A 13,941-nucleotide genomic window follows, 5' to 3' on the forward strand; every position below is an offset into this window, starting at 1 on the left:
AGAATAGTTTGAGCGCTGATTGCATCGCCTTCGATCTCGATGCCTATTTTGCGCGGATCGGCTATGCCGGGCCGCGCGATACGTCCGTGGAGACGTTGCGGGCGCTCCATCGAGCGCAGGCGACGCGCATTCCCTTTGAAAATCTCGATGCGCTTCTGAGGCGGCATGTGCCGCTCGACCCGGCGTCGCGGAATGCAAAGCTCGTCGGGGCGATGAGGGGCGGTTATTGCTTCGAGCACAATGCGCTGCTGGCCGAGGCGCTTCGCGCGCTGGGGTTCGAGGTGACGGGGCTCATGGCCCGGGTGCGCTGGATGGCGGCACCGGAAGATGCCACGCCGCGTAGCCATATGCTGCTCAAGGTCGAAACCGGGGAAGGTCCTCATATCGCCGACACCGGCTTCGGCGCGGTGACGCTGCCCGTGCCGCTCAGGTTCGTCGGCGAGGAGGTGCAGGAAACACCGCTCGAGTCGTTTCGTCTTGCAAGCAGAAACGACGGCTATGAGATGCAGGCGCTGCTCGATGAGGATTGGGTGCCGCTTTACCGCTTCACCATGGAGCCGCAGGCGCCGGTCGATTACGAAGCGGCCAACTGGTACACGGCCACCCATCCGCACTCGATCTTCACCAATCATCTCGTCGTTTGCCGCCCGGACGAGGGTGTGCGCTATGCGCTGATGAACGACCGGCTGACGGTAAGGCCGTTGGGAGGGGAGGCCGAGACGCGGCGGCTTGGCGATGTGGATGAGCTTGTCTCGGCCTTGCGCGATCTCTTCCTGATCGAGGTCGGCGCGGAGGATCGCGCCGCGCTTGCCGGATGGATGGCGCTGTGGACGGCCGCCGGCGAGGGGGAGGTTCAGGCGTCAGGCGATGTCGTCCACACCCGGGTCGAACCGCCACTTGCGGACGATGGCGGCCGGTAGGTCGATATCGTTGCGCCGTGCGAATAGCAGGATATGGCCGAGCAGGTCCGCCGTTTCATTGGCCAATTCTTCCCGCAATGCGGTATCGTCGAGGCCGCGCCGCCTCCCGCGCGCCGTCAGTTTCATCCAGACCTGGGTGAGTTCGCCCAGTTCCTCCTGCAATTTCAGGACGAACCAGTCCTCGTCGCGCGCGATGCCGTTGGAGGATGCATAGGTCCGGGATGCTTGTTCGAAGCGATCTGCGAGTTTAAGGAGAGGAGGCATTGATGGGGCTCCCGATTTGCGGGCCTCGAGATTGGTCGATTCTGTTTGTTCACACAATGTTCCCGTTCTGACGAGATTCCATGAGTTCAGGTCCTCTCAAGGCTTACAAGCAACTGGTCGCGTCGGGCGAGCTGGCCGAGGACCGGGCGCAGGCGCATGTCGCGCAGCGTTTGCAGCATCTGGCCGACGAACTGAAAAACTGGACGCCCGGCAAGAAGGCCGGGCCGCTTTCCGTTATCGGTATCGGCAGGCCCGTCACCCCGCCCGAGGGGCTGTACATCTGGGGCGCGGTCGGTCGCGGCAAGTCCATGCTGATGGATCTCTTCTACGAACATGCGCAGGTTTCGCCCAAGCGACGCATTCATTTCCACGCCTTCATGGCGGAGACGCATGAGCGCATCTTCAAATGGCGTCAGCTCGAAAAGGAAGGGAAGGTGAAGGGGAGCGATCCGATCCCGCCTGTTGCGAAACAGATCGCGGAGGAGGCGGCGCTTCTCTGTTTCGACGAGTTCCAGGTGCATGACATTGCCGATGCCTCCATCCTCGGCCGGCTTTTCACCCGGCTTTTCGATCTCGGCGTGGTCGTCGTCGCAACTTCCAATCGCGAACCGGACGAGCTTTACAAGAACGGTCTCAACCGGCACCGCTTCCTGCCTTTCATCGATCTCGTGAAGCAGCGCATGGACGTGCTGAAGCTCGACTCTGACACAGATTACCGGATGGATCGGATCAAGGGGATGCCGGTCTATTATGCGCCGCTCGATGCGAAAGCCGATGCCGCGCTTGCCGATGCCTTCGAAAAGCTCACCGACCGGAGGCAGGGCGACCCCATGGTGCTGGAGGTGAAGGCGCGCGCGGTGGACGTGCCCGAAGCGGCGCATGGCGTGGCGCGTTTTCACTTCAACGATCTCTGCGCGAAAGCGCTGGGCGCTGCCGACTACATCAAGATCGCGGACACCTTCCATACGGTCATTCTGCGCGATGTGCCGAGGCTGACGCCGGACAAGCGCAACGAAGCCAAGCGTTTCGTCACGCTGATCGATGCGCTTTACGAGGCGAAGACGCGGCTCTTCATGTCGGCGGAGGCGGAACCCAATGATCTCTATCCGAAAGGCGACGGCGCGTTCGAGTTCGAACGCACCGTTTCCCGCCTGATGGAAATGCAGAGCACGGAATATCTGGCGCTTCGCGAGGATGCCTGACGGCCATAAAGCGTCGGGCGGCCGGCCGGTTTCATTTCTTGCGCGCTATCATTACGCCGTCGCCGATGGAGGCGAGACAGCTATCGACGCGATCGTCTTCGCCGATCTTTTCACTCAGGGTGCGCAGCGCAACCGTGTCCTCGTCCCTGTCCAAGGAGTCGGCGACGCGCCCGTGCCAGAGCATGTTGTCGAGCAGGATGAGGCCGCCCGGCCGCATCAGGGTCAGGCATTTCTCGTAATAGGTGTCGTAGCCGGTCTTGTCGGCATCGATGAAGGCGAGGTCGAACGTGCCTCCATCGCCATTGTCGATCAGCGCGTCGAGCGTCAGCGCCGCGGGCGCGAGGCGCAGCGTGATGCGGTCGGCAAGGCCGAGTTCCGTCCAGTAGCGCTTCGCGATGGAAGTCCATTCCTCGTTGACGTCGCAGCAGATGAGTTCACCGTCGGGCGGCAATGCCTGCGCAACGGCGATGGCGCTCATGCCGGTAAAGGTGCCGATCTCGATGGCGCGCCTTGCGCCGATGAGTTTCGCCATCAGCGTCATGAAGGCCGTCTGGTCCTCCCCGATCTGCATGCCGGCCGCGGGAAGTTTCGAGGTCTCCTCGCGAAGCCGGATCACGGCTTCCGGTTCGGCGGTCGTGACGGATCCGATAAAGGTTCCGAGGTCGTCGGGGAAAAAGCCGCGCACGGTCATGGTCGGGTTCCTTTCCTTCGTCTGCCTTGCACGGGTCAGCCGTTCTCGATGTCGCGCGCGGCGCGGTCGAGCGTTTCGGCGATGCGCTTGGCTTCGTCGCGGTCGATGGGACCGCGTTCCCAACGCATGTAGAGCACGTTGCGCAGATTTTCGACGGCGCGCTGTATCTCCGGCGCGGGTCTGTCTGCCTGTTCGGATGCGACCTCGCGCATCCGCGCCTTTACAGCCTCGGCGGCGCTGCGGTTTTCCGCGAGATAGGCGTCGCCTCCGCCGGTGATGGCGAACTGCTTGCGATTGCCGTCGCCGTCGGCGGTCGCGATCAGGCCCATCTCTTCCAGCAGGGTGAGGGACGGGTAGATCACGCCCGGGCTTGGCGTATAGGCACCGCCAGTTTCCTCTTCGATGGCTTTGATGATGTCGTATCCATGGCGCGGCTTTTCCGCGATGAGGCCCAGGATCAGGAAGCGCAAATCGCCCTGCTCGAAAATCCGGCCCCGGCGTCGCCTGTGCCGGCGGCCCCAGCCGCGGCCGCCGCCCATCTCCTCGAAGCCTTCGAAGCCGTCTCCACGGCCCCGTCCATGGCGATGCCTGTGGGCATGGCCGAACATTTTCCTGTTTCGCATTAGATGTTCTCCGATACTGTTTCGATATATCGGAAAAGAAGATATGTTTAGATATATCTAAATTCAAGCCGGAATGTAGCCAGCATAGGAAACGGCCAAAAAAGGGGAGAAATCAGCGGGTGCTGGAGCGCAGCCCGTACTCGTTCACCGGGGTGGCCTCGGCGACGCGCTTGCCTTCATAGCGAAGTTCGTAGGCGAAGGACTGGCCGAAGCTCGCAGAGAGCATGCCGAAAGACAGAGACTGGTCCTCGGAGCGGGCATCGCGGGCGATTTCCAGCGAGAACTCCCTGGCGGCGTCGCGGTTCACCGGCATGAAGCCCAGAAGCTGCGGGTCGAGATCCTCGGCGGAGGCAAGCTGAACCGGCTCGCCTTCATTGGTTCCCTCGCCGTCTTCCAGCAGCGCGATCACGCCATGAAAGTCGTCCTGCGTGGCAAGGGTGCCCGGCGTCTCGCAGAAATCGCGGGTGTCGTTGAGCAGGGATTCCAGGATGCGGCAATCCTTGCCGGTGACTTCCGACAGCGCATGTTCGGTGAGGTCGCGGCCGGTAAAGACGGTGGAGACGAGGCCGGCGATGCTCCAGGCCTGCCCGACCGTGATGGCGCCGATAAGCGGGGCGGCGCAGCCGGAAAGCGTGACCGAGAGGGCTGCGACGGCGCCCAGCCGCAGCAGCTTCCTGCCGGATGTCAGACCTGAAAAGCCATTTGCGAATTGCCCAGCCATGTCACGCACCCCACTTGCGCGAGGCGGAGACCGCCCCCTGCGGTCTCGAACCGGTTGCGGCCCTTTCGCCCCTTCGGGCGTCGGTCGCATTGCATCCCGCCTGTCGAAACACCCGGTGTCTCGTTTTCAAAGGATGCGCCCCCACGCAGACGAAAGTGTGCGCCCCATTTTGAGACAGAGTCAATCTGCTATCGCGGGTTTGGTTAATGGGCGACAAGGCGGCAACCTGTTCGTTCGGGGACGGTGCTCATGTCCGCTGCAAGTATCGTTCCGGGCCCTTAATGTCCCGTAAAAGCGCGTTTTCGGCCTGATGCGTTGCGGAATGGGCGGATTCAGGCTAGTAGGCTGCCAGAATTTCCCTTTCAGAACGCCGGGCCGTCCGTCTTCAGGACATTCCCGCCCGGCAGCATCTTCGGAGGCAGCAACATGGCGCGTAACAAGATCGCTCTTATCGGCGGCGGCCAGATCGGTGGCACACTCGCCCTTCTTTCGGGCCTGAAGGAACTTGGCGACGTCGTCGTGTTCGACATTGCGGAAGGCTTGCCCCAGGGCAAGGCGCTGGACCTGGCCGAAGCCTCGCCCGTTGAAGGGTTCGACGCGGCGATGTCCGGTACCAACACCTATGAGGACATCAAGGGCGCCGATGTGGTGATCGTCACCGCCGGCGTGCCGCGCAAGCCCGGCATGAGCCGCGACGACCTGCTCGAAATCAACCTCAAGGTCATGTCTCAGGTGGGCGAGGGCATTGCCAAGAACGCGCCGAACGCATTCGTGATCTGCATCACCAATCCGCTGGATGCGATGGTCTGGGCGCTGCGCCAGTTCTCCGGCCTGCCGCACAACAAGGTTGTGGGCATGGCGGGCGTGCTCGACAGCGCGCGCTTCCGCTACTTCCTCGCCGAGGAGTTCAACGTCTCCGTGGAAGATGTGACGGCCTTCGTGCTGGGCGGCCATGGCGACACGATGGTGCCGCTGCCGCGCTACTCCACCGTTGCGGGCATCCCGCTTCCCGATCTCGTCAAGATGGGCTGGACCACGCAGGAGAAGCTCGACCAGATCATCCAGCGCACCCGTGACGGCGGCGCGGAGATCGTCGGTCTGCTGAAGACCGGTTCCGCCTTCTATGCGCCGGCCTCCTCCGCCATTTCGATGGCCGAAGCCTATCTGAAGGACAAGAAGCGCGTTCTGCCCTGCGCGGCCTATCTCGACGGCCAGTATGGCGTGAAGGACATGTATGTCGGCGTGCCGACCGTGATCGGCGAGGGCGGCATCGAGCGTATCGTCGAAATCGAAATGGATGCGGACGAGAAGGCCCAGTTCCAGAAGTCTGTGGACTCCGTTCAGGGCCTCGTGGACGCCTGCAAGAAGATCAACCCGGAAGTGGCCAAGGGCAAATAAGCCTTTTTCGCATTTCGGGCGAATTGAGGGCGGTCCTTCGGGCCGCCCTTTTTCTTTTGTCCTTGCCGCATCTTCCCTGACGCCCTATTTTAATGAAAACCATTAATATGACTTTTCGGGAGGAAGCGGGATGGGGCGGAAGATCGGAATTGCGCTGGCAGGCCTTGCCGGGCTTGTCGCGCTGGCGGGTGGCATCGCCTTGGCCACTTTGTGGTTCTCGCCCTCTTTGCAGGATGCCGCGATGGAGCGCGTGGCCACCGCCATGGCGACACCCGACACCGAGGTCCTCTCCAAGGATGCGCTCCATATCGTCTTTTGCGGCACGGGCTCGCCCCTGCCGGATCCCGACCGGGCGAGTTCCTGCTATGGCATTTATGCGGGCGGGCATTTCTTCCTGCTGGATGCCGGGACGGGGGGCTGGTCCAGGCTTGCGCGGATGCGTGTGCCGGTGGGCGGCATAGACGGCGTCTTGCTGACCCATCTCCATTCCGACCATATCGGCGGCCTGCCTGACATTGCGCTCAACACATGGGCTGCGGGCCGCAAGGCGCCCCTGAAGGTCTACGGTCCCCGCGGGACCGAGAAGGTGGTCGAGGGTCTCGACGAGGCCTATGCGATCGACAATGGCTATCGGATCGCGCATCACGGGGCGGCGCTGCTGCCGCCCGAAGCGGCGCGTATGGATGCGGTTATCGTCGACGTGCCCGATCGCGACAAGGCCGTCACCGTCTTTGACAGGGACGGCCTCAAGATCAGCGCTTTCCAGGTGAACCATCTGCCGGTGAAACCCGCCTATGGCTACCGGGTGGACTATGAGGGCCGCGCCGTCGTCTTCTCGGGCGATACGAAACGGGAAGAGAATGTGGCGCGCTTCGGCAAAGGCGCCGATGTGATGGTCCATGAGGCGCTGGCCGGGCATATGGTCAATACGATCGGCCGGGTCCTCGCCAAGGCCGGGGACCGCCGCGCCAGGATCATGGGCGACATTCCCGACTATCACACGACGCCGGTGGAGGCGGCCGGGATTGCCAATGAAGCGGGGGCGAAGCTGCTCGTCTATTCCCATATCGTGCCGGCGCTGCCCAACAGCATGGCGGAGCATGTTTTCCTGCGCGGGGTGGGCGATGTTCGCCCGGAAGGGACGATGCTTGGCTATGACCAGCTCTATCTCGAGCTGCCGGTCGGTTCCGACGAGATCGTCCGGCACGATCTGCGCTGACGCAGCGTCTCTCCCCTTCGTGACTGAGAGATGACTCCTCCGTCATGATTTTTTGCGGTTTCGAGCGGATTTTCCGGTCCTAAAAAGGCTGGAAATCCGCGTGCTTCCGGTTGCGCTGTCATATGCCAGTGCTATAAGTCAATGACAAAGCATTTCGTGAAGCCGGATTCATTGCTTCACGTGCAACCCACTCCCGGCGAGGGGTCCCTCCCGCCGGTCCAAGCTGGACAGGCTTTCCATGAATATTCACGAGTATCAGGCCAAGGCCCTTCTGAAGGGGTACGGCGCTCCGGTCGCCGAGGGTGTGCCGATCTTCAAGGCCGAGGAGGCCAAGGCGGCGGCGGAACAGCTCCCCGGTCCGCTCTATGTGGTCAAGAGCCAGATTCACGCCGGCGGCCGCGGCAAGGGCAAGTTCAAGGAACTCGGGCCCGACGCCAAGGGCGGCGTTCGCCTTGCCAAGAGCGTGGACGAGGTCGTTGCCTTCGCCAATGAAATGCTCGGCCATACCCTTGTGACCAAGCAGACCGGCCCGGCCGGCAAGCAGGTCGGCCGCCTCTATATCGAGGACGGCGCCGATATCGACCGCGAACTCTACCTCTCCATTCTCGTCGACCGCACCGTCGGCCAGAACGCCTTCGTGGTATCGACCGAGGGCGGCATGGACATCGAGGCCGTCGCCGAGGAAACGCCCGAGAAAATTCTTACCCTGCCGATCGATCCGACCGCCGGCGTGACCGACGCCGATGCGAAGAAGCTCTGCGAAGCCCTTGAGCTCGAAGGCGAAGCGGCGGAAGACGGCAAGAAGCTCTTTCCGATCCTCTACAAGGCCTATGTCGAAAAGGACATGAGCCTTCTTGAGATCAACCCGCTCATCGTCATGACCAACGGGCGCCTTCGCGTGCTCGACGCCAAGGTCTCCTTCGACGGCAACGCGCTGTTCCGTCATGACGACATCATGGCGCTGCGCGACAAGTCCGAAGAGGACGAAAAGGAAATCGAGGCGTCGAAATACGATCTCGCCTATGTCGCGCTCGACGGCAATATCGGCTGCATGGTCAATGGTGCCGGTCTCGCCATGGCGACGATGGACATCATCAAGCTTTACGGTGCCGAGCCCGCCAACTTCCTCGACGTCGGCGGCGGCGCCACCACGGAGAAGGTGACGGCCGCCTTCAAGATCATCACCGCGGATCCGGCGGTCGAAGGCATCCTCGTCAACATCTTCGGCGGCATCATGAAATGCGATGTCATCGCCGAGGGTGTGGTCGCGGCCGTCAAGGAGGTCGGGCTCAGGGTTCCCCTTGTCGTTCGGCTTGAAGGCACCAATGTCGAACTTGGCAAGAAAATCATCAACGAGAGCGGCCTCAACGTGATCGCGGCCGACGACCTCGACGATGCGGCGCAGAAGATCGTCGCCGCCGTGAAGGGAGCCTGACAGATGTCCATTCTCGTCAACAAAGACACCAAGGTTCTCGTGCAGGGCCTCACCGGCAAGACAGGTACCTTCCACACCGAGCAGGCGCTGGCCTATCACGGCACGCAGATGGTCGGCGGTATTCATCCGAAGAAGGGCGGCGAGACCTGGGAAGGCGCGAACGGCGAAAAGCTGCCGATCTTCGCGACCGTCGCCGAGGGCAAGAAGGCCACCGGCGCCAACGCCTCCGTGGTCTATGTGCCGCCGGCGGGCGCCGGCGCTGCGATCATCGAGGCGATCGAGGCGGAAATCCCGCTCATCGTCTGCATCACCGAAGGTATTCCGGTGCAGGACATGGTCAAGGTGAAGGCCAGGCTCGACGCCTCGAAGTCGCGGTTGATCGGTCCGAACTGCCCCGGCGTGCTGACGCCGGACGAGTGCAAGATCGGCATCATGCCGGGCTCGATCTTCAAGAAGGGCTCCGTGGGCATTCTGTCGCGCTCGGGCACGCTGACCTATGAGGCGGTCTTCCAGACCACCAATGAGGGTCTGGGCCAGTCGACGGCGGTCGGCATCGGCGGCGATCCGGTCAAGGGGACCGAGTTCATCGACATGCTGGATCTGTTCCTGGACGACCCGGAAACGGAATCCATCATCATGATCGGCGAGATCGGCGGTTCAGCCGAGGAAGATGCCGCCGCCTGGCTGATCGAGCAGGCCAAGAAGGGCCGCAAGAAGCCGATGGCCGGTTTCATCGCGGGTCGCACCGCGCCTCCCGGACGTACCATGGGCCATGCCGGCGCCGTGATTTCGGGCGGCAAGGGCGGCGCAGAAGACAAGATCGCGGCCATGGAAGCGGCCGGCATCAAGGTGTCGCCCTCCCCGGCGCGTCTCGGCAAGACGCTCGTCGAGGTGCTCAAGGGCTGAGCTCTGCCTCAAGGCAGAGCCCGTCCGACGAATATGGCGGCGGCGCTCCATGCGCCGCCTCCGCTCCCGGCAACCGGCAAATATGTCGCTGCCGGATATCGATCTCACAGGCTGTTGACCGAATAGGGGTCGTTATCAATGGCTTGTTCAGACTTCGCGTGTCACAATTTTAGGGTTAACGGACACGCAAAATGACTGCTTCTGGGGTGCGGGTTCTCCCCGTCCCCATGACAGAAACGGGCCCAGACCATGAGCAATGAAAGCGCCAGGGCGCGCTTGGAACGCACTTCCTTTCTCTACGGAACGAATGCCGGCTTCGTTGAGGAGCTTTATGCGCGTTACCTGAACGACCCGGCGTCGGTCGATGCGGAATGGAAGAAATTCTTCGACGAGCTGGACGATGAGCGTGAGAACGTCCTGAAGGAAGTTCGCGGCGCCTCATGGAAGCGCGACGACTGGCCGGTCTCCGCCAATGGCGAGCTGGTGAGCGCGCTGGACGGCAACTGGCCCGCCGCCGAACAGAAAAAACTCGCCGAGAAAGTGGCCGCCCGCGCGCCCGCCGGTACGAGCGAGGAAAGCGTGCGCAAGGCCACGCTCGATTCCATCCGCGCCATCATGATGATCCGCGCCTATCGTATCCGCGGTCATCTGGACGCGAATGTCGATCCGTTGAATCTGAGGCCGCAGTCGCTTCATCCGGAACTTCAGCCCGAGACCTATGGTTTCGGTCCGGAGGACATGGACCGGCCGATCTTCATCGACTACGTGCTGGGTCTGGAAACGGCGACCGTGCGCGAAATGCTCGACATTCTGCAGCGGACCTATTGCGGGACGCTGGCCGTCGAATTCATGCATATCGTCGATCCGGAAGAAAAGGCCTGGATCCAGGAGCGCATCGAAGGCCCCGACAAGGAAGTCACCTTCACCGAGATGGGCCGGAGCGCGATCCTCGAAAAGCTGATCGAGGCGGAAGGTTTCGAGCGTTTCTGCTCGGTGAAATATACCGGCACGAAGCGGTTCGGCCTCGACGGCGCGGAGGCGATCATTCCCGCGCTCGAACAGGTCATCAAGCGCGGCGGCGCGCTGGGCGCGCGAGAGGTCGTGTTCGGCATGGCGCATCGCGGCCGCCTGAATGTGCTGACCGGCGTGATGTCGAAGCCCTATCGCGCGGTGTTCCACGAGTTCAAGGGCGGGTCCTCGACGCCGGAAGACATCGATGGCTCGGGCGATGTGAAATATCACCTCGGCGCCTCGTCGGATCGCGAGTTCGACGGCAACAAGGTACATCTGTCGCTGACGGCCAATCCGTCGCATCTGGAAATCGTCGATCCGGTGGTGCTCGGCAAGGCGCGCGCCAAGCAGGACCAGCTTTACGATCGCGACCGCACGACGGTGATCCCGCTGCTCATCCATGGCGATGCGGCCTTTGCGGGCCAGGGCGTGGTGGCGGAGTGCCTCGGCCTTTCGGGCCTCAAGGGCCATCGCACGGGCGGGTCGATCCATATCATCATCAACAACCAGATCGGTTTCACCACGAGCCCGATCAACAGCCGGTCGTCGCCCTATCCCTCGGATGTGGCGAAGATGGTGGGCGCGCCGATCTTCCATGTGAACGGCGACGATCCGGAAGCGGTGGTGCATGCCGCCAAGATCGCGACCGAGTTCCGCCAGCGCTTCAACAAGCCCGTCGTCCTCGACATGTTCTGCTATCGCCGCTTCGGCCATAACGAAGGCGACGATCCGAGCATGACGCAGCCCTTGATGTACAAGAAGATCAAGGACCATCCGACGACCTATGAAATCTATTCCCGGCGTCTGGTCGAAGAAGGCCTGATGACCGAGGAAGAGGTCGATGAAAGGCGCAAGGCGTTCCGCGCCAAGCTCGACGAGGAATATGAAGCGGTCACCGGCTTCCGTCCCAACAAGGCGGACTGGCTGGACGGACGCTGGTCGGGTCTCAGCAAGGCGGAAGGCGAAGCGCGGCGCGGCGACACGGCGGTGGATATCGAGACGCTGAAGCGTGTCGGCAAGCGCATCGCCTCCGTGCCGGACGGTTTCAATATCCACAAGACCATCGGTCGGCTCTTCGATCATCGCAACAAGATGATGGAGACCGGCGAAGGGGTCGACTGGGGTATGGCCGAGCAGCTTGCCTATGGCACGCTGGTGGATGAGGGCATCAAGGTGCGCCTCGTCGGTCAGGATTCCGAGCGCGGCACCTTCGCGCACCGGCATTCGGTGCTGATCGATCAGGAGAACGAAGACCATTACGTGCCGCTGAACAATATTTCCGAGAACCAGGCGGAGTATGAAGTCGTCAACTCCATGCTGTCGGAAAACGCAGTGCTGGGCTTCGAATATGGCTACAGCCTGGCCGAGCCCAATGCGCTCGTGCTCTGGGAAGCGCAGTTCGGCGATTTCGCCAATGGCGCGCAGGTGGTGATCGACCAGTTCATCTCGTCGGCCGAGCGCAAATGGCTGCGCATGTCGGGTCTGGTGATGCTTCTGCCGCATGGCTATGAAGGCCAGGGGCCGGAGCATTCCTCCGCGCGTCTGGAGCGTTACCTGCAGATGTGCGCGGAAGATAATATGCAGGTGGTGAACATCACCACGCCGATGAACTATTTCCATGCGTTGCGGCGTCAGGTGCATCGCAATTTCCGCAAGCCGCTCATCGTCATGACGCCGAAGTCGCTTCTGCGCCACAAGCGCTGCATTTCGCGTCTCGATGAATTCGGTCCCGGCTCGTCCTTCCATCGCGTTCTCTGGGACGATGCGGAGATGCTGCCGGACCAGAAGATCAAGCTCGCGGCCGACAAGGAAATCAAGCGCGTCGTCATGTGCACCGGCAAGGTCTATTACGACCTTTACGAGGAGCGCGAGCGGCGCGAGATCAACGATATCTACCTGTTGCGTGTGGAACAGCTCTATCCGTTCCCGGCCAAGTCGCTGATTACGGAACTGTCTCGCTTCCCGCAGGCGGAAATCGTGTGGTGTCAGGAAGAGCCCAAGAATATGGGCGCCTGGGCCTTCATGGAGCCGAACATCGAATGGGTGCTCGACCATGTGGGGGCGCGCTATCGCCGCGCGGAATATGCCGGACGTCCGGCATCCGCCTCCACGGCGAGCGGGCTCATGTCCAGACATAATCAGGAACTCAACCAGCTTCTGTCAGAAGCGCTCAAGATCGATTGATGCCGCCCGCCGCTTCTCTGGTTGAAGCGGGAACGGCCGTCCGAGAAAGGCAGTCAGATGTCGACCGAAATTCGCGTGCCCACGCTGGGCGAATCCGTTACCGAAGCCACCGTCGCCCAATGGTACAAAAAGCCCGGCGACAGCGTGGAAGTGGATGAGCCGCTGGTCGAGCTGGAGACCGACAAGGTAAGCGTGGAAGTGCCCGCGCCGTCGGCCGGCGTGTTGTCCGAGATCGCCGTTGCCGATGGCGAGACGGTGGAGGTCGGCGCGCTTCTCGGCATGCTGGGCGAAGCCGGATCGGAGGCGAAGGCTCAGCCCAAGAAGGACGAGAAGAAGGAAGAGCCGAAAAAGGCCGCGGCCAAGGAAGAGCCGAAAAAGGAAGAACCCAAGAAAGAAGAGCCCAAGAAGGAAGAAGCCGCGCCCGCCAAGGCCGATGCGGGCGAAGAGGCGTTGTCGCCCGCGGTTCGCCGCATCGTCGATGAAAACAATCTCGACGTATCGACGATCGAAGGCACCGGACCGGGCGGGCGCATCACCAAGGAAGACGCGATGCGCGCGGCCGAAGGCGGTGCCTCGGCCGGGCAGGAAACGAAGCCGGAAGCCAAGCCGGCGGCAAAGCCCGCCGATGCCTCTTCCGTGTCCGCGCCTGCCGATCAGAGCGCGCGCGAGGAGCGCGTACGGATGACGCGGCTCAGGAAAACCATCGCTTCACGTCTCAAGGAAGCGCAGAACACCGCGGCGATGCTCACCACCTTCAACGAGGTGGATATGGGCGCTGTCATGTCGCTCCGGAGCCAGCACAAGGAACTTTTCGAGAAGAAGCACGGCGTGCGGCTCGGCTTCATGGGCTTCTTCGTGAAGGCCTGCATTCATGCGTTGCAGGAAATTCCCGCCGTGAATGCCGAGATCGACGGCGACGAGCTGATCTACAAGAATTATTACAATATCGGCGTGGCGGTCGGCACCGAGAAGGGTCTCGTCGTCCCCGTCGTCCGCGAAGCGCAGGAGCTTTCCATCGCGGGCATCGAAAAGACGATCAACGATTTCGGGCGCCGCGCGCGCGACGGCGATCTGAAGCTCGACGAACTTCAGGGCGGCACCTTCACCATCTCCAATGGCGGCGTCTATGGCTCGCTCATGTCCACGCCGATCCTGAATGCGCCGCAGTCGGGCATTCTCGGCATGCACAAGATCCAGGAACGCCCGATGGTGGTCGACGGCGAAATCAGGATCCGCCCGATGATGTATCTGGCACTGTCCTATGACCACCGGATCGTGGACGGCAAGGAAGCCGTGACCTTCCTGGTGCGCGTGAAGGAAAGTCTCGAAGACCCGCAGCGCCTGCTGCTCGACCTTTAAGGGCGGCC

Annotated in this window: 12 protein-coding genes; 8 read left to right on the top strand and 4 right to left on the bottom strand. The window is 62.3% G+C overall.

All coding sequences use genetic code 11. The annotated features are described in order from the left end of the window. Window positions 1-8 precede the first annotated feature (8 nt). Entirely contained in the window at window positions 9-920 is a 912-nt protein-coding gene (locus FHS78_RS07940) for an arylamine N-acetyltransferase family protein (protein WP_167092926.1), read from the top strand. Here FHS78_RS07940 and FHS78_RS07945 read toward each other — a convergent pair. Then, window positions 861-1,184, bottom strand: coding sequence for a nucleoside triphosphate pyrophosphohydrolase family protein (locus tag FHS78_RS07945; RefSeq protein WP_167092929.1), 324 nt, complete (start codon window positions 1,182-1,184; stop codon window positions 861-863). The two genes, FHS78_RS07940 and FHS78_RS07945, sit on opposite strands and share 60 nt — an antisense overlap. An 80-nt stretch (window positions 1,185-1,264) precedes the next feature. Between FHS78_RS07945 and zapE the strand changes: the two genes are divergently transcribed. Next, entirely contained in the window at window positions 1,265-2,386 is a 1,122-nt protein-coding gene (zapE, locus tag FHS78_RS07950) for a cell division protein ZapE (protein ID WP_167092932.1), read from the top strand. Window positions 2,387-2,417: 31 nt separating this feature from the next. On the opposite strand, the gene FHS78_RS07955 is transcribed toward zapE, so the two are convergent. The 3 genes from FHS78_RS07955 to FHS78_RS07965 all read right to left on the bottom strand — a co-directional run bounded on the left by FHS78_RS07955 (window position 2,418) and on the right by FHS78_RS07965 (window position 4,421). Next, window positions 2,418-3,077, bottom strand: coding sequence for an O-methyltransferase (locus FHS78_RS07955; protein ID WP_167092935.1), 660 nt, complete (start codon window positions 3,075-3,077; stop codon window positions 2,418-2,420). A gap of 35 nt (window positions 3,078-3,112) precedes the next feature. Further along, entirely contained in the window at window positions 3,113-3,700 is a 588-nt protein-coding gene (locus tag FHS78_RS07960) for a PadR family transcriptional regulator (RefSeq protein ID WP_167092938.1), read from the bottom strand. Between the two features lie 112 nt (window positions 3,701-3,812). Beyond that, window positions 3,813-4,421, bottom strand: coding sequence for a hypothetical protein (locus FHS78_RS07965; RefSeq protein WP_167092941.1), 609 nt, complete (start codon window positions 4,419-4,421; stop codon window positions 3,813-3,815). A gap of 426 nt (window positions 4,422-4,847) precedes the next feature. On the opposite strand from FHS78_RS07965, the gene mdh reads away from it, so the two are divergent. The 6 genes from mdh (at window position 4,848) to odhB (ending at window position 13,933) form a co-directional block, all read left to right on the top strand. Next, complete coding sequence (gene mdh / locus FHS78_RS07970; RefSeq protein WP_167092944.1) at window positions 4,848-5,819, top strand: malate dehydrogenase; 972 nt, start codon at window positions 4,848-4,850, stop codon at window positions 5,817-5,819. A 130-nt stretch (window positions 5,820-5,949) separates the two neighbouring features. Continuing rightward, window positions 5,950-7,038, top strand: coding sequence for an MBL fold metallo-hydrolase (locus FHS78_RS07975; RefSeq protein ID WP_167092947.1), 1,089 nt, complete (start codon window positions 5,950-5,952; stop codon window positions 7,036-7,038). A 238-nt stretch (window positions 7,039-7,276) separates the two neighbouring features. Next, a complete protein-coding gene (gene sucC, locus FHS78_RS07980; protein WP_167092950.1) occupies window positions 7,277-8,473 on the top strand; it encodes an ADP-forming succinate--CoA ligase subunit beta in 1,197 nt (398 codons plus the stop codon). 3 nt (window positions 8,474-8,476) lie between these two features. Beyond that, on the top strand, window positions 8,477-9,379 hold the full coding sequence (gene sucD / locus FHS78_RS07985) for a succinate--CoA ligase subunit alpha (protein WP_167092953.1): 903 nt from the start codon (window positions 8,477-8,479) through the stop codon (window positions 9,377-9,379). A 249-nt stretch (window positions 9,380-9,628) separates the two neighbouring features. Then, on the top strand, window positions 9,629-12,574 hold the full coding sequence (locus FHS78_RS07990) for a 2-oxoglutarate dehydrogenase E1 component (protein WP_167092956.1): 2,946 nt from the start codon (window positions 9,629-9,631) through the stop codon (window positions 12,572-12,574). Window positions 12,575-12,631: 57 nt separating this feature from the next. Continuing rightward, entirely contained in the window at window positions 12,632-13,933 is a 1,302-nt protein-coding gene (odhB, locus tag FHS78_RS07995; protein ID WP_167092959.1) for a 2-oxoglutarate dehydrogenase complex dihydrolipoyllysine-residue succinyltransferase, read from the top strand. The last annotated feature ends 8 nt before the right edge of the window (window positions 13,934-13,941 follow it).

It is taken from the genome of Parvibaculum indicum, from assembly GCF_011762095.1.
In the GTDB taxonomy this organism is placed as follows: Bacteria; Pseudomonadota; Alphaproteobacteria; order Parvibaculales; family Parvibaculaceae; genus Parvibaculum; species Parvibaculum indicum.